This is a genomic window from Bifidobacterium sp. ESL0769 (genome assembly GCF_029395495.1).
GTDB lineage: Bacteria > Actinomycetota > Actinomycetes > Actinomycetales > Bifidobacteriaceae > Bifidobacterium.
In genome coordinates this window covers 1,802,635-1,823,716 of the sequence record NZ_CP113918.1, presented here as the reverse complement: position 1 = coordinate 1,823,716, position 21,082 = coordinate 1,802,635, and the positions used below count along the sequence as shown (strand labels likewise).

The 21,082-nt window shown below is 55.5% G+C and carries 16 protein-coding genes and 1 tRNA gene; 9 read left to right on the top strand and 8 right to left on the bottom strand.

Going from position 1 to position 21,082, the window contains the following annotated elements; genetic code table 11:
- Positions 1-8: 8 nt before the first annotated feature.
- Both OZX72_RS07265 and OZX72_RS07260 read left to right on the top strand, forming a co-directional pair.
- Positions 9-854 carry a carbohydrate ABC transporter permease gene (locus OZX72_RS07265; protein ID WP_277158033.1) on the top strand — a complete coding sequence of 282 codons (846 nt, stop codon included), beginning with the start codon at positions 9-11 and terminating at the stop codon, positions 852-854.
- A gap of 11 nt (positions 855-865) precedes the next feature.
- On the top strand, positions 866-2,980 hold the full coding sequence (locus OZX72_RS07260; protein WP_277158031.1) for a sugar-binding domain-containing protein: 2,115 nt from the start codon (positions 866-868) through the stop codon (positions 2,978-2,980).
- Positions 2,981-3,075: 95 nt separating this feature from the next.
- Here OZX72_RS07260 and OZX72_RS07255 read toward each other — a convergent pair whose 3' ends face one another.
- Together OZX72_RS07255 and OZX72_RS07250 are read right to left on the bottom strand one after the other, a co-directional pair.
- Positions 3,076-3,834: a DUF4391 domain-containing protein gene (locus OZX72_RS07255; protein WP_277158030.1), complete on the bottom strand. Its 759-nt coding sequence runs from the start codon at positions 3,832-3,834 to the stop codon at positions 3,076-3,078.
- 163 nt (positions 3,835-3,997) lie between these two features.
- Positions 3,998-4,879 (bottom strand): AraC family transcriptional regulator, encoded by an 882-nt coding sequence (locus OZX72_RS07250; protein WP_277158029.1) that lies wholly within the window; start codon positions 4,877-4,879, stop codon positions 3,998-4,000.
- A 171-nt stretch (positions 4,880-5,050) separates the two neighbouring features.
- Between OZX72_RS07250 and OZX72_RS07245 the strand changes: the two genes are divergently transcribed.
- From OZX72_RS07245 to OZX72_RS07230, 4 genes are all read left to right on the top strand, one after another.
- On the top strand, positions 5,051-6,502 hold the full coding sequence (locus OZX72_RS07245; protein ID WP_277158028.1) for a sugar porter family MFS transporter: 1,452 nt from the start codon (positions 5,051-5,053) through the stop codon (positions 6,500-6,502).
- Positions 6,503-6,507: 5 nt separating this feature from the next.
- Complete coding sequence (locus OZX72_RS07240) at positions 6,508-7,530, top strand: alpha/beta hydrolase (RefSeq protein WP_277159405.1); 1,023 nt, start codon at positions 6,508-6,510, stop codon at positions 7,528-7,530.
- 137 nt (positions 7,531-7,667) lie between these two features.
- Positions 7,668-7,740 (top strand) — tRNA-Arg (locus OZX72_RS07235).
- Between the two features lie 298 nt (positions 7,741-8,038).
- The gene (locus OZX72_RS07230) at positions 8,039-9,694 is read left to right on the top strand and encodes an ABC transporter substrate-binding protein (RefSeq protein WP_277158027.1); all 1,656 of its coding nucleotides are present in this window, start codon (positions 8,039-8,041) and stop codon (positions 9,692-9,694) included.
- Positions 9,695-9,914: 220 nt separating this feature from the next.
- Here the strand turns inward: OZX72_RS07230 and OZX72_RS07225 are convergent, their stop codons facing one another.
- On the bottom strand, positions 9,915-10,844 hold the full coding sequence (locus OZX72_RS07225; protein ID WP_277158026.1) for an isoaspartyl peptidase/L-asparaginase: 930 nt from the start codon (positions 10,842-10,844) through the stop codon (positions 9,915-9,917).
- A gap of 302 nt (positions 10,845-11,146) precedes the next feature.
- On the opposite strand from OZX72_RS07225, the gene OZX72_RS07220 reads away from it, so the two are divergent.
- Complete coding sequence (locus tag OZX72_RS07220; protein WP_277158024.1) at positions 11,147-12,793, top strand: ABC transporter substrate-binding protein; 1,647 nt, start codon at positions 11,147-11,149, stop codon at positions 12,791-12,793.
- A gap of 129 nt (positions 12,794-12,922) precedes the next feature.
- Here OZX72_RS07220 and OZX72_RS07215 read toward each other — a convergent pair whose 3' ends face one another.
- A complete protein-coding gene (locus tag OZX72_RS07215) occupies positions 12,923-13,846 on the bottom strand; it encodes an isoaspartyl peptidase/L-asparaginase (RefSeq protein ID WP_277158023.1) in 924 nt (307 codons plus the stop codon).
- Positions 13,847-14,021: 175 nt separating this feature from the next.
- Here OZX72_RS07215 and OZX72_RS07210 point away from each other — a divergent pair, with 175 nt between their 5' ends.
- Together OZX72_RS07210 and OZX72_RS07205 are read left to right on the top strand one after the other, a co-directional pair.
- Positions 14,022-15,167, top strand: coding sequence for an endonuclease/exonuclease/phosphatase family protein (locus OZX72_RS07210; RefSeq protein ID WP_277158022.1), 1,146 nt, complete (start codon positions 14,022-14,024; stop codon positions 15,165-15,167).
- 231 nt (positions 15,168-15,398) lie between these two features.
- A complete protein-coding gene (locus OZX72_RS07205) occupies positions 15,399-15,599 on the top strand; it encodes a hypothetical protein (RefSeq protein WP_277158021.1) in 201 nt (66 codons plus the stop codon).
- 209 nt (positions 15,600-15,808) lie between these two features.
- Here OZX72_RS07205 and pntB read toward each other — a convergent pair whose 3' ends face one another.
- From pntB to xseA, 4 genes are all read right to left on the bottom strand, one after another.
- Positions 15,809-17,197 carry a Re/Si-specific NAD(P)(+) transhydrogenase subunit beta gene (gene pntB, locus OZX72_RS07200; RefSeq protein ID WP_277158020.1) on the bottom strand — a complete coding sequence of 463 codons (1,389 nt, stop codon included), beginning with the start codon at positions 17,195-17,197 and terminating at the stop codon, positions 15,809-15,811.
- 5 nt (positions 17,198-17,202) lie between these two features.
- Positions 17,203-18,777: a Re/Si-specific NAD(P)(+) transhydrogenase subunit alpha gene (locus OZX72_RS07195; protein ID WP_277158019.1), complete on the bottom strand. Its 1,575-nt coding sequence runs from the start codon at positions 18,775-18,777 to the stop codon at positions 17,203-17,205.
- A gap of 255 nt (positions 18,778-19,032) precedes the next feature.
- Positions 19,033-19,368 carry an exodeoxyribonuclease VII small subunit gene (locus OZX72_RS07190; protein ID WP_277158018.1) on the bottom strand — a complete coding sequence of 112 codons (336 nt, stop codon included), beginning with the start codon at positions 19,366-19,368 and terminating at the stop codon, positions 19,033-19,035.
- A 109-nt stretch (positions 19,369-19,477) separates the two neighbouring features.
- The gene (xseA, locus tag OZX72_RS07185) at positions 19,478-20,800 is read right to left on the bottom strand and encodes an exodeoxyribonuclease VII large subunit (RefSeq protein ID WP_277158017.1); all 1,323 of its coding nucleotides are present in this window, start codon (positions 20,798-20,800) and stop codon (positions 19,478-19,480) included.
- Positions 20,801-21,082 lie beyond the last annotated feature (282 nt).

Here is a 21,082-nt window from a genome sequence, read left to right as displayed (position 1 = left end):
GGGTAATCATGAATATGAAGAAAATGCATCCCGGGAAAGCGACGCAGGGGATTGTCTATGCCATTATCGCCGTCATCGCATTGGTGCAGATTTACCCGATTATCTGGGTAATGCTTTCCTCGCTCAAGACCCCGACCGAATTGACCAACGGATTATCGTATCAGTTGCCAAAAGGCATTTATTTTGGCAACTATGCGAGGGCTTTCTCGCAATCCAATCTGCTTCGTTATCTGCTGAACAGCTCAGTAGTCGCCGTGGTGACCATCGTGGTGACTATCGCGCTGGGAGCTCCAGCGGCATTCGCGATCGAAAAACTGCGTTTCAGGGGTTCAGGCAAGGTCATGTCCTACCTGTTGCTGGGGCTGTTGGTTCCATCATTCGCAGCATTGCTTCCACTTTTTGAAGCCTTTAACAAGATAGGTATCAATAATACTTATTTGGCTTTGATTATCCCTCAGATGGCCTTTAATCTGCCAATGTGCGTTTATTTGTATGCAGGTTTTATGAAAGACATTCCTGATTCGTTGCTTGAGGCAGGCTGGATTGATGGAGCGAGTACCTGGCAGGTATTTACCAATATCGTTCTACCGTTGTCTCGTAATACTACGGTGACGGTGATTACCTATAACTTCGTCTTTATCTGGAATGAATTCGTGTTCGCAAATACGTTCATGACCAGTCCGGAAATGAAGACTTTGCCTATTGGCTTGAATGATTTCGTGGGTATGTTCGGGCAAACGGATTTGGGCGCCACCTATTCCGCGATTGTGGTTTCCATGATCCCGACATTGATTTTGTATTTCTTCCTCAATAAGCAAGTGATTGCCGGTATGGCTGCTGGCGCTGTAAAGTAAGGAAAATTTTAATGAGAATTGATATTTCTCAGGGTTGGAGTGTGCTCCAGGACGTTCATGATACAGGTGAAAGGCTGCATCTATACGATGACCCGGATGTTACTGGAATCGGTCCTCAGATTTCGGAGTGGGAGCCCATCTCCCGTCTCGAGCATCTGCAATTGCTGTTTGCTCAGCATCCCTATTGGGGGCGCGATTTGCGCTACTTCAACGAGGCTCCGTGGTGGTATAGAAATGTCGTTACCATATCCGAAGACATGTTGGGCAAGCCATGCGTTCTTAAATTCGAACATGTCGATTATTACGCGAAAGTTTGGATGAACGGAGTGCTGCTGGGCCAACACGAAGGCTATTCAGCGCCTTTTGAATTTGACGTTTCTCATGTTCTGAAAGCCGGAAGCAATTGCCTGATGGTAAAAGTCTCCTCTCCGTGGGACACGGATGTGCGTGACGACAAATTCGACAACAGGACAAGTCAGGTTGAGCGCAATCTGGTAAAGGGCACGTACGAGCATTCGGACGGTTTGATTGCACGCGATGTCAATCCGGTTGGCATATATGGTTCCGTCTGTCTCGAAGTCAAGGAATCCTCTTATTTGGCGGGTGGAACGCGAGTATCGACTGCGATTGCAGAAGATGGAACCGGCCTGCTTACGGTACGTGGACGCGTTGGAGGGAACTCTTCGGCATTGGATATTCAGGTATCCGATTGTGAAGGCAGGAAAGTGGCCGGGCAACATGGTAGCGCCGATGGAGAGTTTGAAGTCACACTTAAAGTCGATAATCCTCAATTATGGTGGACTTGGGACTTGGGCGAGCCTATCCTGTATTCGGTTTGTGTCTCTCTTGACGGCCGCAAAGTGTTGGAAGAAGCTGTTGGATTCCGCAAGTTTGAGTTGGAACGAAGCAATGATCTTACTCGTTTCAAACTCAACGGTACTTCTTTGTATCTGCGGGGCACTTCCTACTTCCCGGATGTCTATATGTCAACCATGACCCAAGCCCGTTATGAACGGGATCTCATGGCCATCAAGCTTGACGGGTTCAATGCCATCAGGGTGCATGTACATGTGGAAAACGAAGAATTCTACAATCTTTGCGACCGTATGGGCATTGCCGTTCTTCAGGATTCCGAATACAACTGGACACAGCCCAAATCGGAGGAGTGGGCCGAACGTTTCACTTCCATTTATGTGCAAACCGTCAAGCAACTTGATTATCATCCGTGCGTGGCTTGCTGGATCTGCCTTAATGAGCCTGGTGGCGCGGATGCGGTGAGTGGAACCAATGGGTATGCGATGTCCGTGCGTCCGGGACCCGGTATTTATAAGGCTGTCCGCGAGACCGATCCCACCCGTCCGATTATCAAAGGTTCATTCTGTGCCGATGATCTGACCAGTGGAGATAGCCATAACTATGTCGGTTCTTTATACGGGCCGGAACCATATACCGATATTGATGGTTCAAGGGAAAAGCTCAATACGGAATTCGGTTTTGATGCTCCTGGTGATTTCAACAATTTGAGAAAACTTGGTCCTTTGAGTCAGCGTATTTCCAAGATGGAAGCCATCGCACCAGAGCTTCAGCAGTATCAACTTCGTTTGTTGAAGTATTACATTGAACATTACCGTTGCCAAAAAGGCAAACCCAACTGGGGGTATGTGCATTTCATGTTCATTGATTTGTGTCCGCAAAGTTTCTATGGGGTGCTTGATTGGTGGGGTTTGCCCAAGCCGGCATTCCGAGAGCTTGAGATGATTAATCAGCCGGTTGGCGTTTTCCTCGACCAAACGAAAGAGAAAGTCAACGGAGTGGTGGCGGTCAACGACGGTAAAGTCGCCATTGAAGATGCCGAAATTTTCTGGGACGTATGGAACGAAGAGACCGGTCAGCGCCTTGAAGGTCACAGGTCAGCAATCTTGGATACTGATAAGGCTTTGAATATCGAAGGGCTTACGGTTGAAAAAGGGCGAAGCTGCTGGAATGGTGTATTGACCATCAAGGATTCAACCGGAAAGGTCATTGCCCAGAACAGGTATGAGGATATCTTTGGGCACCCACAGCACCCGAAGGGCCATCCTGCCCGTATTAGCCACGAATATGGGGTAAGGGTGTATTCCATCTGAAGTTAAGGGATACAAACAATAGAGGTCGGTAATGAAAATTATCCATTACCGACCTCTATTGGTATCAAAAATAATCTTGATACTACGCTACTTGTCTACTGCTGCAGCTCTTCCAGCTGTTTCTTGGCCTTGTGAAGCTTGACGTAGATCTCGTTGCGCTTGGTGCCGTCTTTCGCGCGGGCGTGGTCGCCTTCGAGCTTGGTGATTTGCGCGGTGAGCTCGGCAATCGCCGACTGCTTGGCGAGTCGTGCGTCCAGATTGCTGCCGTCGCTGTCGCCGAAAATCACCTGTGCGCATAGGCTTTGCCACACGTCGTCCAGTGTTTCGCCGGTTACCGATAGGGAAGCGGTTTTGGGATCCTGCCATTTGCTGACGTAAGTCTGCGTCTGTGCCTCGCCTTGATGCCCGGCGCGAACGGGCAGAATGCGTTGCAGCGCGAAGACACATTGCAAATCGTTGCTGTCTGTTTGAGTGCTGCCGCTTTGAGCGTCGCCGTCATCTTTGCCAAGACTCGCGTCGCGCATGCAAATAAAGAAGATATTCGAAGCCGAACGCAGTTTCGCGATATGCTCCATCACCTCGACCGGTGCGTCCTTGCAGTTTTGTTCAATGCCCATCACCAGGATTTCGCGGGTTTTCTTGCCTGCGGCGACGTTGATGGTGTTTGGCCGCAGCAGTGCGAGCATGGTAATCGATTCCACGTCGCTGACGAACCGCTGCTTGAGCCGTGCCGAAACCGGCGGCTTCATATAGAACATCTGCTTGGGAATCACGCTTTTCGCTTCGGGGATGGCACAAGAACCAGGTAATCCCAACGAAGTTGCGCTTACGGTTGTGCAGTGTGCGACGGTCATTGTCGGCCTTTCTCCTTGAAATAATACATTCAAGCGCTTGTTTTCGCGTGGGTTGCCGCAGCGGAATTCGTGCGGCAAGCGCTCACTAATCTACAGTATATCGGTATGTCATATCGATGCGATTAAAACGAGGCAATATGACACTGAGATTCACTACAGTCTTTCACGTCCGGTGCGTCGTCGTATGTCGCACGGCGCGGTACTCGCGTGGAGACGTCCCATACCGCTGCCGGAAAGCGGCATTGAAACTAGTGGCGCTGGGAAATCCTGCGGCTCGGCTGATGTCGGCGACGCTGCTTTTCGAATTGAGTAGTTTGGCGTGGGCGTCCTCGCAGCGCAATTCGGTGAGGTATTCCTTGAAACTGTTGCCCGTGGCGCGCTTGAAAAGCCGACTGAAATGCTCGCGGCTGTAGCCGAACTGCTGTGCGACGAACGTTTCGTTGAGCGGCTCGGTGTAATGCTTGTTGAGGTACCCGATGATTTCCATGATGATGTTGCGGCCTCGCCTTATCTCTTCGGGTCGGCGGATTCCACAGGTAAATCTGGTGTATAGCAGGCTGAGCATTTCGTACAGCGCTGCGTTGATGAGGAAACTGCGGTCGCGTTCCTGACGATTCGACAATTCCATAATCCGCATGAGCAAGGCGACCAAAGAGGCTCGGTCGTCGTCGCTCGCCGTAGGTGCTAACCAAGAGCAACGGTAACGGTCGGCGAAAGGATAGAGTTTGGCAATGATATCGCCGTTGAAGGTCACGGAAATTCCGCGGTAAGGCGAGTCAATCAACGCGTGGTGCAGCTCATAAGGGCTGATGATCAGGGTGTCTCCTGACTCGATGTCATAGACTTTGTTGCCCACGGTAAAGCGCGCGTCACCGCTCGCCGAATGCACGATTTCCAACCCGCGATGCCAGTGTGGGTGGACATACTCGTAGTTGCTGTCGTGGATGATTACCAAGGCAGGGTATTCCTCCGGATATACGTCCTCCTCGAGATAGTCGGGGGTGATAACGGTGTTGTATGTCGGTTTGGGTGATGAAAGCGCCATGTTTCCTCCCTCCTTCGAGCATAACGTATGAATAAGTCTGAAACTACTGTTTTTAAGCCAAAAATAATCACAAAACAGATTTTTAATATCACAAAATACACTCATTCGCCTTTTTGAACTTGATAGATTCTCTATTGAACATCGTTGTTAAACAAAAACGAAGGAGTAACAATGTCACAAAGCACTGATAGCTCGCCTTCTCAAGATGAAGCCGTCGAGGTTCTCGACCCCAAGATTCGTAGAAGGATTATTCTGGTATGCCTGGCTGGTGCCATGGGTGGCTTGCTGTTCGGCTACGACACCTCGGTGATTAACGGGGCCGTTGACGCCATCGCCGGCAAGGTTTCCGGATTCAACCTGAACAGTCTGATGAGCGGCATCTCGGTTTCGGGAGCGTTGCTTGGCTGCGTTCTCGGCGCATGGTTCGCCGGCAAACTGGCCGACCGTTATGGCAGGGTCAGGATCATGCTGGTCGCCGCCATCCTCTTCCTGTTGAGCGCCATCGGTTCAGGCTTCGCACCCGGCGTCTGGATTTTCGTCATCTTCCGTATCGTCGGTGGCGTCGGTGTCGGCTTCGCTTCGGTGGTCGGCCCGGCCTACATTTCCGAGGTCGCTCCTACCAAGATGCGTGGCTTCCTCACCAGTTTCCAGCAGTTTGGCGTGGCCATCGGCATGTTCCTTTCAACCATCGTCAACAACCTGCTGGCCAAGGGTTCCGGCAGCGCCGACAGGCCGTTCTGGTTCGGTATCTCCACTTGGCGCTGGATGCTTTTGATGATGGTCATTCCCGCGGTTTTGATGCTGATCGCCTGCTTCAAACTCCCTGAGTCTCCGCGTTACCTGGTGATGAAGGGCCGTGACAAAGAGGCTATGGGTCTGCTTCGCAGCCTCAATGGTTCCACCAATCCCAAGGCCAAGGTCGCGCAGATTCGCGCTTCCCTCGGCAACGACACCACCCCGCGTCTTTCCGACCTTCGCGGACACACCTTCGGCCTGAAGAAAGTGGTGTGGATTGCCATTGCCATCGCGCTCTTCCAGCAGTTCAACGGCGTGAACATCATCCTTTACTACGATTCTAGCCTTTGGCGTTCCGTTGGCTTTAGCGAGCAGCAGGCGCTCAACATCTCCGTGATCCGCAGCATCGTTGCTTTCATCCCGACGATTCTCGCCATGGTCCTGGTCGATCGCGTGGGCCGCCGCAAGATGCTGTCCTTCGGCTCGGCCGGTATGACCATCTTCCTCTTGATCGCCACTTTCGGCTTCTATCACGCCACCATCACTCCGAATGGCGTTTCCCTGAGCGGTTTCTGGGCTCCGTTGACGCTCGTTGCGGTCTACCTGTTCTACCTTATTTTCTGCGGAACTTGGGGCCCGGCCATGTGGGTGGTCATCAGCGAGATCTTCCCGAACAACATCCGTGCCATGGGCGTGGCCGTTGCCACTGCTTTCAACTGGATCGGCAACTTCGTGGTCAGCACGACCTTCCCGCCGATGCGTGACGGCTGGGGCATCGGCAATGCCTATCTGTTCTATGCGGTTTTCGCGGCCCTGAGCTGGATCTTCGTGGTCAAGGCTCTGCCGGAGACCAATGGCGTTGAACTTGAGGATATGAAAGCCGAGTGAGTGCCATGGATTTGAAGATCGAAGACGATGAGCGCAAGCTCTTCTCGACCTGGACTGAGCTTGACGGCGACCTTGCTGGTTGTGACGAACATATCGCCCAGACCGTTTTGGCCTCGCGTCTGATGTTCGCCCGCGGCGACCGTTCGCGTACCGCCTATTGGCAGGTTCCCGAAGGCATCGACGTCATCGCCGACATCCCGTACATCGACGACGGTACCCGGGCGCACAAACTCGATGTCTACCTGCCGCACGATGTGGTGGTGCGTGGCGGCAAAACCACTCCGGTTTACATCGATATTCACGGTGGCGGCTTCATGTATGGCCACAAGGAGCTCAATCGCAACTTCAACGTTCATCTTGCCGAACAAGGATTCGTGGTGTTCTCGGTCAATTACCGGGTCATGCCGGAAAGCGATTTCCTGGGTCAGCTTACCGACGTGGAAGCCGCGTTCGCTTGGATTCGAGACCATATCGACGACTATCCTGCCGATCCGCGTTCGATTTTCCTCACCGGTGATTCCGCGGGCGGCACCTTGGCGCTGTATGCCACGGCTGTCGAACGTAGCCAGGAGATGGCCGACGCATTGGGCTTGAAACGTTCCGGGCTCAGTCTCAAGGGGTCCACGCTAATTTCTGGTCTCTTCGAGCTTAAGCCGTATCTTGACGCGGTCGATGGAGTTGGCGATATCGACGAGAGCTCACCGACCGGTTCGATGATGGTCATCTCTCCGTTCTTCTTCAAGACCTTGAAGGAGCGGGGCGAGCAGTGGGCTGACCTTGGGTTTATGGCCGCACATGTCGACTTGCCGCCGCTGTTCCTCAACACGAGCAACGACGACTTCCTGCAGGGTGACGCCATGCGGCTTGCCGCGGCGCTTTGCGACGCGGGTCGCGACTTCGAGCTGCACGACCGGCACGCACCCAAGGGCGTAACTCTGGGTCACGTCTATCCGGTCTGCATGAGCTGGTTGCCCGAAAGCCAGGAGACGTTGCGTCAGATTCGCGATTTCTCCTACAACCACCTCTGATCCATTGATCGGTGGCCGATTCCGGCTTGCCGATTGATATGGTTTTCAGCCAATGTCCTCGTCATCATTGCGATGATGAGGACATTTTTACGCGCCGTGGTAGGCGGGCCAGGTTTGCGTGTACAATACCTTATGTTGCCCGGGTAGCTCAGGGGATAGAGCACCGCTCTCCTAAAGCGGGTGTCGTCAGTTCGAATCTGATTCCGGGCACAAAATTTCCTCGTTGGTATTTTGCAATACATTATTATCTGATAGTCGAGCCCGATGTTCTCGGTATGCGGCACGTTTTATCGCTTGCTCAGGGGTTGTGTTGAGTGGGTTTTGTCGCGCGGTATAAGTTTTTCCTTTAACCCGGTATACGTGTTCTGTCTCAATTTAATCGTTCTTCATGGTTTGGAAACACTTGGCGGGCATATAATCCAAAACGTAGTTATACGTGTAAATATATGTGTTTTACGGCTGCATGTGTTACATGCTAATAACGAGTGCAGGGAAGAAAGGGAAAATTATGGCTTCGAAATCATGGGGCATAAAAATCGTGGCCGCGCTGGCTGCGGGCGCGGCGTTGATTTCCGTTGCCGGCTGCGGCGGTTCGGGTAATAATAATGCCTCGACGCCAAAGAAGGCAGCGACCACCGATGAGATCATCAAGGTCGACAACACCGAGCCGCAAAGCCCGCTCGTGCCCTCCAACACTAACGAAATGGGCGGTGGCAAGGTCATCCGTTATCTCTTCGAAGGTCTGGTAAGCTACGACGCCAAGGGCAAGCAGCATCTGGAAGTGGCGAAGTCCATCACTCCCAACGCTGACGCCACGCAATATACCATCAAGCTCAACGACGGATGGAAATTCACCAACGGTGAGCCGGTGACCGCTTCGTCCTTCGCCGACGCATGGAGCTATGCCGCCAATGTCAAAAACGCTCAGAAGCAGTCCAGCCGTATGTCCATCATCAAAGGCTACGACGAGCTGCAGGACCCGAGCGTTGCGCCCGATACCAAACTTTCCGGCCTCGAGGTCAAAGACCCGCTGACGCTTGTGGTCACCTTGAAGAGCCCCGATTCGGTATTCCCGATTCAGCTTGCACACCAGTCCTTCTTCCCGCTGCCTACTGCTGCGTACAAGGACATCAAGGCGTTCGGCAAGGCCCCGATCGGCGACGGCCCGTACAAGTTCAAGTCATGGCAGCCCAACACCGACATTCTGGTCGTGAAGAATCCGGATTATCAGGGAAGCCGCAAGGCCGCCAACGCCGGTATCGACTATCGTGTCTACACCAACGAGGACGCAGCTTACGCTGACCTGCAATCCGGCAACCTCGACGTGATGGAAGAGGTGCCGCAGTCGGCATTGAAGACGTTCCGCACCGATTCCTCGGTAAAGGCGTTCGTCCAGCCCGGTTCGTCCTATCAGGGCTTCGTCATTCCCGAAAGCCTGCCGCACTTCGCGCTCGGCAAGGAAGGCAACCTGCGTCGCCAGGCCATTTCCATGGCTATCAACCGCAAGCAGATCGTCAGCAAGATCTACCAGAACACGAAGACCCCGTCCACCGATTTCACTTCGCCTCTGGTTCCCGAACATTCGAAGGAACTCAAGAATTCCGCCAATCTGCAATACAATCCCACGAAGGCCAAGGAACTTTGGAAGCAGGCTGACGAAATTTCGAAGTTCACCGGCGATTTCAAGATCGCTTACAATTCCGATGCCGCGCACAAGCCGTGGGTTGACGCGGTGAGCAACAGCCTGAAGAACACGTTGGGCATCAACGCATCCGGCGATCCGTACCCGACCTTCAGCGACATTCGCAACCAGGTAACCGACCGGTCCATCAAGACCGCGTTCCGTTCCGGCTGGATGCTCGACTACCCGACGGCCGAGGACTATATGACTCCGTTGTATTCCTCCTCTGCAGCTGATGGCCATGGTTCCAACGACGGCGACTACAAGAGCAAGGCGTTCGACGCGGCTTTGGCCAAGGCGTTGAGCCAGACCGACGTGGCCAAGCGCACCGCTGATTTCAAGTCCGCCCAGGAAATCCTGCTCAACGACCTGCCTTCGATCCCGCTGTGGAACGAGGACGTAGCCGCCGCGGCTTCCACCAAGGTCAAGAACGTGCACTTCGACTACACGAACCTGCCTACCTACAACACCGTCACCAAGTAAGGCGACGGTTCGTAACTGACTGAATAAAACTGAATAAAACTGAATAAAACTGAATAAAAAGGGTCGAGCAATGGCTTATGAAACTGTTGCCCGACCCTTTCATGTTTGTGGGATTTGCTTTATCGAAATTGCTGCGGGCCCGGCGCCGAGAATCTGTATACAACTACAGATTCTCGGCGCCGGGCCCGTTAAAGAGCCAGCCGGTAAACCAGCCGCTATATCAGCCCTGCACGTAACTGCCGGTGGGGGATTTGTATCCGCAGTTCATCATCTCGCTGTTGTAGGCGATGACGCCCTCACCCTTGGCCGGAAGCACGATCAGGCCGCCGTCGCCGCGATGGGCCTCGATGTCGTTGAGTGTGGCGCTCGCGGATTCAAGCGGGGTCTGCCCGGCGAACTTCACGCGGTCCGAGACCTGATGGCAGGCTACTGTGCGCACGAACGCCTCGCCGATGCCGGTACCCGAAACCGCAACCGTCTCGTCGTTGGCATACGTTCCGCAGCCGGGCAGCGGGGTGTCGCCGACGCGTCCGTGCATCTGGTTGGTGATGCCGCCGGTGGAAGTCGCTGCCGCGAGATGGCCCTGTGCGTCACGGGCGACGGCGCCGATGGTGCCGTGCTTCTCCCATTCGTCGCCGTTGGTTTGCGCTTCGATGAGCGATTGCTTGCGCTGTTCAGTGATGAAGTAGCTTGGGTCGCGCGTCTCAACGCCCCAATCCTCAAGTTCCTTGTCCTGCGGGTCCGCGAAAAGGACGTGCTTGGTCTGCTCCTTGACGGCGCGTGCGGCGTCGATGGGGTTCTTAACCGTGTGCACGCCTGCGACGGCGCCGACTTCTCCGTCCCCGCCCATGAGGCACGCGTCCATCTGGGCGATGCCGTCGCTGGTGAGCGCCGCCCCATGTCCGGCGTTGAACTCGGTGGCGTTTTCCATCACGTGGATGGCGGCCACAACGGCGTCTTCGGCGCTGGCCCCGGCTTCGAGCTCGGCGTACCCGGCGTCGAGTGCGCGCTGCAGATCCCTCTCCACCTGCGCCTGACGTTCCGGCGTGCTGTGCTTGCCGCGGCTTCCGGCCCCGCCGTGAATGACGAGCAGGATACCGTTTTCCCCACCTTTGGTAACGATTGATTTGACTGGACTGGGTGATGCCATCGGTTCGTTTCCTTTCGATAAAGCGATAGAGGCCATTGCGCAACAATGCCCACTGCGCCATGACGCCCATTGAGCGTTTGTTTGGATATCTGACATGGTACGCCGCTGGGCATGACTTCATATTGTGTCCGTTTGAAGATGGTGATTCTTATTGTGAAATATCGAGCACAATGTTCGATTATGACCGTATATTATGGTCTATTGTCTCAAGGTAACAAACCTGTATCGTACCGGTATCATTTGCCGGTGTAAGGTGAGATATCCTGTCAACCAAACGTCAAGAGAAAGAGAATAGGGAAAAGATGACATTCAAATCTTGGGGTACCCGTCTCGCGGCTGCACTGCTCGCTTCGGCGACGCTGGTTTCGGTGGCGGCCTGCGGGTCGAATTCGACAAGTGACAATAGCGCGAAGGCGGATCCCAACGCTATTATTTCGGTGAACAATACCGAACCGGAAAGCCCGCTGGTGCCGGCCGATACCAATGAAATGGGTGGAAGCCGTATCATCCGCTACCTCTTCGAAGGCCTGGTCAGCTTCGACGCCAAAGGCAAGCAGCATATGGAGGTCGCGAAGTCCATCACGGCCAATCCCGAAGCCACGCAATATACCATCAAGCTCAACGACGGCTGGAAGTTCACCAATGGCGAGCCGGTGACCGCGCAATCCTTCGCCAAGGCCTGGAGCTACGCCGCCAACGTGAAGCACGCGGAGAAGCAGTCCAGCCGTATGTCTGTGATCAAGGGCTATGACGAGCTGCAGAAGCCCGGCGCCGCCGACGATGCCCAACTTTCCGGCCTCCAGGTTCCCGACGACCACACGCTGATTGTCACGCTCAACAGTCCGGATTCGGTCTTCCCGACCCAGATCTCGCATCAGTCGTTCTTCCCGCTGCCGAGCGTTGCCTATAAAGACATGAAGGCTTTCGGCAAGAACCCGATCGGCAACGGTCCGTACAAGTTCAAGTCATGGACGCCAAACAAGAACATCACTGTTGTGAAGAACCCGGATTATAAGGGCTATCGCAAGGTCAAGAACGGCGGTATCGAATACCGCGTCTATTCCAGCCCCGACGCCGCTTATTCCGACGTGGAATCCGGAAGCCTCGACCTGCTCATGGACGTGCCTCAGTCCGAGGTCAAGACCTTCCGCACCGATTCGACCATTCACGCCTACAGCCGCCCTGGCAGCTATTATCAGGGATTCATCATCCCCGAATGGGCGCAGCACTTCGGCTTCAACAAGGAAGGCATCCTGCGTCGTCAGGCGATTTCCATGGCCATCGACCGCGGCCAGATCGTTGACAAGGTCTTCTCCAACACCAAGACTGTGGCCACGGACTTCACCTCGCCCGGCGTTCCGGAGCACCAGAAGAACCTCAAAGGTACGGCCAATCTCAAGCACAACGCCGCTAAGGCCAAGGAGCTTTGGAAGCAGGCCGATGCCATCTCGCCGTATAACGAGAAATTCAGCCTCGCTTATCCTTCCGATGGCGGCCACAAGCCTTGGGTTGACGCGGTTTGCAACCAGCTGAAGAACACGCTGGGCATCCAGGCCGTGGGCGACGCCTACCCGACTTTCAGCGACCTGCTCAACCGCGTGACCTCGCGCACTATTCAGACGCCGTTCTTCTCGGGCTGGTCTCTGGACTATCCTTCGGCCGAGGATTATATGACGCCGCTCTATGCCTCGGAATCCGCCGATGGGCACGGTACCAACGACGGCGACTATAAGAATCCTGAATTCGATGCTGCGCTGCTGAAGGCGAAGTCGCAGCTCGATCCCGCCAAGCGTACGGCCGATTTCAATGCCGCACAGGAGATTCTCCTGAACGACCTGCCTGCCATTCCGCTGTGGTGCGGCAACGTTTCGGCGGTTTCGACGCCGAAGCTCAAGAACGTGGACTTCGATTACACGAACCTGCCCACCTACAACACCATTACAAAGTAGGGCAACAGCAGGGCGCTGTGCGTGTGTTGCGCAGCACGCTGTTCCGTGTTCGGAAAATAGTTAGGCAGATATAGCAGGGGCGTTCCTCCAGGATAGATGTGGAGGAACGCCCCTGTTGTTTACAGCTGTTCAGCTTTGCACGTGGCTTTCCGAGCCCGAGCGGTAACCGCATTTCATCGCCTCGCTGTTGTAGGCGATGACGCCGTGGCCTTTGGCCGGGACGATGATGATGCCGCCGTCGCCGTGGTAGCCGTCCACTTCGTCGAGAGTCGCCTTGGCAGCTTCTTCTGGGGTTTGGCCGGCGAAACGTACCCTGGATGCGATTTGGTTTGCCGCTACGGCCTTGACGAACGCCTCACCGATGCCAGTGCAGGAGACGGCGAGCGATCGCTGGTCGGCGAAGGTGCCGCAGCCGGGCAGCGGGGTGTCGCCGACGCGTCCGTGCATCTGATTGGTGATGCCGCCGGTCGAGGTGCCGGCCGCGATATGGCCTTGCGCGTCGCGGGCGACGGCGCCGATGGTGCCATGCTTTTGCCAGTCATCACCGTTGTTTTGCGCATCGACAAGTTCTTCACGACGCTCTTGCGTGATGAAGTATTCGTTGTCTTCGGTTTCGATGCCCCATTCGGCGAGTTCCTGCTCGGTGGGCTCGGCGAACATGACGTGCTTGGTCTTGTCTTTGATGGCCCGCGCCACGTCGATAGGGTGACGTGCGCTGTCGAGTCCGGTAGCCGCGCCGACCCTACCGTCGCCGTCCATCAGGCAGGAGTCCATCTGCACGATGCCGTCGCTGGTGAGCGCAGCCCCACGCCCGGCGTTGAATTCCGGGGCATCCTCCATCACATGGATGGCGGCGACGACGGCTTCTTCAGCGCTTGCCCCGGCTTCAAGCCTGGCGTATCCCGCGTCGAGCGCCCGGTTGAGGTCGGCGTTGACTTCTTCGGCGCTATGATTACCGCGTGCCCCTGCGCCGCCGTGGATTACGAGAAGCGGGCCGTCCTCTGACTTGGTGGTGATGGTGATTACTCGTGCGTTGTGACCCGTTTCGGGCATGGCTCCTCGTTTCCTCTATTTCGTTTCGTATTATGACAGTAAAGGCTTTTTCGGCCGATGGATTTATCCTAGGCGTAGCCGGGCATAATGCCGCGGTATTGGCTAATATGAATGCAGAAATCATGCTAGGCAACCGCCGAGTCCCAATCAAGGTTGCGAATACCAGGAAGGCAATGTGAAGGCGAAAACCAAATCCAGAACGGCATCTCAAGGCAAGACGAAGTCGAGGTCGAAACCGACGCAAAAAGGCAAGTCGAAACCCAAAGCCGTCTCGAAAGCAGCTGCGAAATCCGCGCCTAAATCAAGGAAACGCGGAGGGTTTCTGCGTAAGGTTCTTGCGCTTCTGGCTTGGCTGTGTCTGCTTGCCGCGTTACTGGGGACGGTGAGCCGCGAGCTGCCTGAGGAATTGCAATCGCTGCCGTATGTGCCTGTGGTCGCCGCGTTCACGCCGTGGTTCGCCGCTTTGGGTGTGCTTGCGCTTATGCTCGCTTTGGCATCGCGCAGATGGTTTGCGGCGCTGCTGGCGCTGGCGTGCCTCGGGCTTCAGGGATGGTGGCAATATCCCTATCTCATCGCTAAGACCCATCTTGACGATGCCGCGGTCTCGGCGGTCGGAGAGAGCCACGCGGATACCCACGATTCGTACGCGCGCGTGATGACGGCGAATGTCTATAAAGGTCGGGCTTCGGCCAAAGCGGTGGTGGATGCGGTGCGCGACCAGCGCGTGGAAGTGCTCGCGCTGCAGGAAACCACCAAGCCATTCGTCCGTGCGCTCAAAGCGGAAGGCATCGACGATTACCTGCCGTATTCCCAGATTTCCTCGTCGGACGGCAAATACGGCAACGCGCTGTTTTCAGCGACGGCATTGGACTCACCGGCCGACGACGATGTCGATTCCAGCGCTTCCTTCATGCCGGGCGGCACCGTTTCCTTCGGGGGCGGCAAAACGCCGATTCGTTTCGTTTCGGTGCATACCACTTCTCCCAAGCCGGGTTATTGGGACGACTGGCGCGCCTCGCTTGACGAAGTGGCGACGATGCGCTCGCACAAGAACGACAGGTACGTGCTCATGGGGGATTTCAACGCGACCACCGACCATACCCCGTTCCGCAATATCCTGGGTTCGCGCTTCCATGACGCCGCGCAAAGTTCGGGCAGCGGGTTCGTCTTCACCTGGCCGGCGAACAAACCTGGGGTGCCGAAATTTGCGGGTATCGACCATATCGTCCTCGATCAGGGGATTACCGCCGGGCAGGTGAGCACTCTTCCGATACCTGGGTCGGATCACGCCGCTCTGCTGGCCACCATTGCCGTGAAATAAGTGGTGGATGGTCCCTCAAAGCTCTTTCCATATCCTTTCGTATAGCTTTTGTATCCCTTTGTGGTAGCGGTTTTTGGCAGCGGTTCAAACGAAAATGTTATGCCGCGATTCGCTTTAATTGTTTTGTGATAAAAATTGTGACATGATACACATTCATCTACATAGGCGGCTAAGATGGGGTGGAGGCAGAGAATGCCGAACGTACAAGTGAGATTACAACGAGGAGTGCTCATGGACGAGAAAACATTGGTAGATAAGCTTTCTAAGGTTACTACCATCACTGATTTGCAAGCGGTTGCCAAAGAGGTCGGAAAGCCTATGACCGTCGAACAGGCCGACAAGGCGCTGAATCGTCTTTTCGGCGCGGAGAACGACACGGGCGAGCTCATGGGCGACTCTGTGGCCAAGGCCGCCAAGGATATCTTCGGCTGAGTTATCGCTCTGGTTGTTAAACCATTTGGGCTTATCCACATACGGTTTCGTGGATAAGCCCAAATTTTTGGTATAGAACCCAAATTCTTCGGTTGAAAACGTAAATTATTTGGTTCACGATCTAAATTTTGTAAAAGTTGGGGTCTATCCGCTGATAGCAACGGATAGACCCCAACTGTTTTTATTTATCTGTTTTTGTGTTTTTGCGCTCACACCGCGTTCGAGATGGCTTCCACACTGGCTTTCGCGTCGCCGAAAAGCATCGACGTGTTGTCGTTGAAGAACAGCGGGTTTTGCACGCCGGCGTAACCGGTGCCCATCGAACGCTTCAGGACAACGACCTGCTTGGCCTCCCAGACGCGCAGCACGGGCATGCCGGCGATGGGGGAGTTGGGGTCTTCGGCTGCTGCGGGATTGACGGTGTCGTTGGCTCCGATGACTAGAACGACATCGGTATCGGCGAAGTCGTCGTTGATCTCATCCATTTCCATGACGATATCGTAGGGAACCTTGGCCTCGGCCAGCAGTACGTTCATGTGACCGGGCAAACGCCCCGCCACCGGATGAACGGCGAAGCGGACCTCGACGCCTTGAGCGCGCAGCTTTTCGACCAATCCTGCGACGGCCTGCTGGGCCTTGGCGACGGCCATGCCGTAACCGGGGGCGATGATCACCGAGTTCGCGTTCTTGAGCATTTCCGCCACGTCGGCGGCGGTGGTCTCGTGCACCTCACCGGTGATTTCCTTGGCATCGCCCGACTTGGCCGGCTTTTCGCCGAAACCACCGAGGATGACGGACATGAACTTGCGGTTCATGGCCTTGCACATCAGGTAGGAGAGGATAGCGCCGGAAGCGCCGACCAGCGAGCCGGTGATGATCAGCAGGTTGTTGTCGAGCATGAAGCCCGAAGCGGCCGCAGCCCAGCCCGAGTAGGAGTTGAGCATCGAGATGACCACGGGCATGTCGCCGCCACCGATGGCCGCGACCATGTGCAGGCCGAGCAGCAGTGCGAGCACGGTCATGATGGCCAGAGGCCAGATCGATTGCGTCGGGATGAACCAGGCGATCATTGCAATCATGACAATCAACACCATCAGATTGATGATGTTGTGGCCGGGGATGATCAGCGGCTTGGACTTCATCTTGCCTGCCAGTTTGAGGTAGGCGATGATCGAGCCGGTGAAGGTCACGGCGCCGATCAGTACGCCGATGTAGATTTCAGCCAGATGTGCGCCGTTCGGATTCTTTTCGGTAAGCCACGAGTTATAGCCGATCAAAACCGCGGAGATACCCACGAAGCTGTGGAGCATCGCGATCAGTTCCGGCATCTGCGTCATCTCGACGGTGCGTGCCTTCCAAATACCGATGGAGGCACCGACGATGAAAACGAGGGCGATCAATAGGGCCGTCACCCATACCGGGCGTTGAGAATCAACGAGCGCCAAGGCGATGGTGGCGACGATGGCGATGAACATGCCAATCATGCCGAGGATATTGCCGCGACGGGCGGTTTCCTGCTTGGAAAGGCCAGCAAGGGAGAGGATGAAGAGCACCGCCGCCAGCAAGTAGGCGGATTGAGCAATGGATTCGAGTGTCATGATCTTTAGGCTTCCTTCCTGAACATGCTGAGCATTCGGTAGGTCACCAGGAACCCGCCGAACACGTTGATCGAGGCGATGGCCGCCGAAATCACGGCGAGCACCGTCACTAGCGTATTGGTCGAGCCGATCTGCAATAGCGAGCCGATGAGGATGATGCCGGAGATGGCGTTTGTCTGGCTCATCAGTGGGGTATGCAGCGAATGGGTGACGTTGGAGACGACGTAATAGCCCACGAAAATCGCCAGAATGAAGATCGAGAACGTCATCAGAAGCTTCGTATCGGCGAAGGCTAGCGCGATGGCGAGCAGGATGGCTGCAATCGCCGTCAGTACGGTGTTGCGCTTGATCTTCTGCGCCTTGATCGCCGCTTCCTTGGCTTTGGCAGCCTCTTCCTGAGCCTTCTTTTCCTCGGGGGTGAGCTGTTTGGCTTTGTCGTCAGGCTTGGCCGCAGCGGATACCGCGACTTTTGGCGGTGGCCAAAGAATGCTGTCATCTTTGGTCACGGTCATGCCGCGCTGCACCTCGTCGTCAAGGTCGAGCGTGACAATACCGTCCTTCTTCGGTGTCAACAGCTTCATCAGATTGACCACGTTGGTGCCGTAAAGCTGCGAGGTCTGCTGGGGCATACGGCTGGCGAGGTCGGTATAGCCGATGATGGTCACGCCATTGTCGGTGGTAATCTTCTTGCCGGGCTGCGTCAGCTCGCAATCACCGCCGCCGCTTGCCGCGAGGTCGACGATGACCGAACCGGGCTTCATGCCCTTCACTGCGTCCTTGGTGATAGTCAGGACGCCTGCGCCACGCACCAGAGCGGTGGTGATGACGATATCGGCGTTCGCGGCCTCTTTGGTGTAAAGCGCCAACGTCGCCTTCTCCTGATCATCGCTCAACGCCTTGGCGTAACCGGTGTCGGACTTTTCCTGCTGTGCACCTTCCGCACGAACAAACGTGGCGCCGAGCGATTCGATCTGTTCGGCGGCTTCAGGGCGCACGTCGAAGGCGCGAACCTCGGCGCCCATCGATGCGGCCGCTCCGATAGCGGCCAGCCCTGCCACGCCTCCGCCGATGACGAAGACCTTGGCCGGGGCCGTCTTGCCGGCTGCGGTGACCTGCCCGGCGAACATGCCGCCGTAGGATTCCGCGGCCTCAATGACCGCTCGATAGCCGGAGACGTTCGACATGGTCGAAAGCACATCCAGCGACTGCGCTCGCGAGATGCGCGGTACGGCGTCGAGCGCGAGAGCCGTGATGTTGCGATGGGCCAGAATGTCGAGCAGCTTGGCGTTGCTATGTGGTGCGAGGCGCGAAACCAGCATCGCGCCCGACTTCATCTGAGCAATTTCACCAGGGGTCGGGGTGTCGACGGTGACGACGATGTCGGCGTTCCAGACATCCGTTGCCTTGCCGATTGCTGCACCTGCTGTTTTGTAATCAGCGTCGGAGAAACTCGCCTCTTCTCCGGCTCCGGTTTCTATCGAGACATCATAACCGAGCTTTTTGAGCTGGCCGACGGTTTTGGGCGTCGCTGCAACCAGCCTTTCGCCCGGAGCCGTCTCCTTGGGTATTCCGATAATCACGCTCGCTCCTTTCCTTGGGGTGGTAACGTTCCTACATTCATTATTGCAGCGCAACTTCGCTGTTGTCGTCCAGTGCTCATCCTTGGGTCTTATAAACACTAGTATAGTCCGCTATTATGCATTATAAGATGAGTTAGCGCTTATTGATAATGGCCAATATCGCCATGAAAAATTGATTTTCAGGGATATTGACCATTTCATGTTACTTAAGATAGGTGAGTCTGAAAGCGTGCGAAGACGGAATCCGATCTTGCGCTATTCAAGATTGGATTGCGTACCAGCCGTCGCGGCTGTCGATTGCTGCTCGGCCTCGGCGTTTTCGAGCTTGGCTCGGACGTCGTTCAAGAGGCTTTGCGCGCGCTTGGCCAGTGCCTCGCCGACCTCCCACTGGTGCATCGACTGGTCGAGGTTCAATCCGCCGGCCTCCAGTGCTTGCACAGCTTTGATGAGATTGTCGCGCGCCTCTTCATACGGCATTTTCGCGATCTGGTCGCGTTCCTTGTCGGTGAGGCTCGAAGCCGGGGCGGCGGCTTCTGCCGCTTTCGTGTCTTCGTTCTTGTCGTCGTGTGAGTCCTTGTTTGCTGTTGCCATGATTAGTCCTTTATATCTTTTGTTGATTGATGTTATTTATCTGTTTGTTATATCCAAAGTCGAAGGCCGTTATCAATATTCTGATTTCTGATTTCGGCAATCTCGCTTTTTATTCCGGATTCACCGATTTCGCTTCGGTGACTACCTCGCCCTTCTTCAAGGTCAAGGTCAGCACGTCTCCGGGGGAGACCGCTGTTGCGTCGTCAAGCACATGCCCGTTCGCTGCCTGCACCACGGCGTATCCACGGTCGAGCGTGGATTGCGGGCTCAGGGCGCTTAGGCTGGCGTGCAGTTTTTCGATGGTCAGGCTGGCGTCATCCACGATTCTGGTCAGCCCGAGCTGCATGCGCTGTACGGATTCGTCGAGGAAACGCTGATGAGGCTCGAGCATCGTCTGCGGGTGGGTGAGGCTTGGCCGGTTTGCATAACCTTCGATAACGCGGATTTCGTTGTCGACGCGAGCCCGGACCCGCATGTTCATCTGCGCACGGGCGTTGGTGATAAGCTGCCATTGCTCGCGGACGTCCGGTACCACTTTCTTCGCGGCATCGGTGGGGGTGGAGGCGCGCAGGTCGGAAGCCAGGTCGATCAGCGTCCAATCGTCCTCGTGGCCCACGGCCGAGATGATAGGGGTCTCGCACGCCGCCGTGGCGCGCACCACGCCCTCGTCGGAGAAGCCGATGAGATCCTCGAAACTGCCGCCGCCTCGAGCGACGATGATGACGTCGACCTCAGGGTCGGCATCCAGTTTTTGAATGGCCGCGATGACGTCGGACGGGCATTGCACGCCCTGCACGTGGGCGTGAACGACCTTGAATTTCACGGCCGGCCAGCGCAGGTTGACGTTGGTGATGACGTCGCCTTCCGCTCGTGCTTGTGGCGCGCAAATTAGGCCGATGCATTTCGGAAATTCAGGGAGTTCTACCTTGTTCTCCTGATCGAACAGCCCCTCGCCCTTGAGTTTCTTGCGCAGTTCGTCGATTTGCGCTTTGAGATCGCCCGCGCCGATGCGACGGATGTCGTCGGCCACGAAGCTCAGGCGGGTCGCCTTGATCCAGATATCCGGCTTGCCGTGGATGACCACGCGGTCGCCCTGATGGAAATTCGAAGCCATTGCCACGAAATTGCGGAATCCCATCACTGAAATGGAGATGTCCTCAAAATTGTCGCGTAACGTGATATAGCCGGAACTGGCGCGTCGCATATTGATTTCAACGATCTGCCCCTCAACCCATGAGCCGGGCCAACGTTTCACGGCATCATGGTATTTCTGGCTGACCACACTGACCGGCCAAGGATTTTCCGGGGTGGTGTCCCGCGCGAGCCGCGGCAACTGGTCCAGCGGTTTCGGGCCTTGTTCGTTTGTGCCTGCACCTGGTGCAAACCCTGCTCGGTCGGGCGCGGTATACCCATATCTCGTATTGAAAGCCATGCCTCCACAATCCTCTTTATGAAGGACAAGAATTTATTTCCTAGAGGGCAACGCCAAGATTCCTTTTGTAATACGTATTATGGTACGTGTGGACAATTTTGTTTGTGATGCAATGCGACACACCGAGGCCGAAAACTTTGTGGTGTATTTCACATTTTGTTTCCGCGTTATTCCGCCATTGTTACTATATCTGGGGTCGAAACGCCGAATATATCCCTAGATATAGTATTCATGAAGTCGTATAGTGAGTGAAGACACAGAAAGTTACACGCGTGTGATTTC

Excerpts from the sequence above, each read along its gene's own strand:
- OZX72_RS07260 (WP_277158031.1), top strand. The coding sequence starts at position 866 with ATGAGAATTGATATTTCTCAGGGTTGGAGTGTGCTCCAGGACGTTCAT.
- OZX72_RS07250 (WP_277158029.1), bottom strand. The coding sequence starts at position 4,879 with ATGGCGCTTTCATCACCCAAACCGACATACAACACCGTTATCACCCCC.
- OZX72_RS07190 (WP_277158018.1), bottom strand. The coding sequence starts at position 19,368 with ATGGCAACAGCAAACAAGGACTCACACGACGACAAGAACGAAGACACG.
- OZX72_RS07230 (WP_277158027.1), top strand. The coding sequence starts at position 8,039 with ATGGCTTCGAAATCATGGGGCATAAAAATCGTGGCCGCGCTGGCTGCG.
- OZX72_RS07205 (WP_277158021.1), top strand. The coding sequence starts at position 15,399 with ATGGACGAGAAAACATTGGTAGATAAGCTTTCTAAGGTTACTACCATC.
- OZX72_RS07240 (WP_277159405.1), top strand. The coding sequence starts at position 6,508 with ATGGATTTGAAGATCGAAGACGATGAGCGCAAGCTCTTCTCGACCTGG.
- OZX72_RS07245 (WP_277158028.1), top strand. The coding sequence starts at position 5,051 with ATGTCACAAAGCACTGATAGCTCGCCTTCTCAAGATGAAGCCGTCGAG.
- xseA (WP_277158017.1), bottom strand. The coding sequence starts at position 20,800 with ATGGCTTTCAATACGAGATATGGGTATACCGCGCCCGACCGAGCAGGG.
- OZX72_RS07265 (WP_277158033.1), top strand. The coding sequence starts at position 9 with ATGAATATGAAGAAAATGCATCCCGGGAAAGCGACGCAGGGGATTGTC.
- OZX72_RS07220 (WP_277158024.1), top strand. The coding sequence starts at position 11,147 with ATGACATTCAAATCTTGGGGTACCCGTCTCGCGGCTGCACTGCTCGCT.
- pntB (WP_277158020.1), bottom strand. The coding sequence starts at position 17,197 with ATGACACTCGAATCCATTGCTCAATCCGCCTACTTGCTGGCGGCGGTG.
- OZX72_RS07225 (WP_277158026.1), bottom strand. The coding sequence starts at position 10,844 with ATGGCATCACCCAGTCCAGTCAAATCAATCGTTACCAAAGGTGGGGAA.
- OZX72_RS07215 (WP_277158023.1), bottom strand. The coding sequence starts at position 13,846 with ATGCCCGAAACGGGTCACAACGCACGAGTAATCACCATCACCACCAAG.
- OZX72_RS07255 (WP_277158030.1), bottom strand. The coding sequence starts at position 3,834 with ATGACCGTCGCACACTGCACAACCGTAAGCGCAACTTCGTTGGGATTA.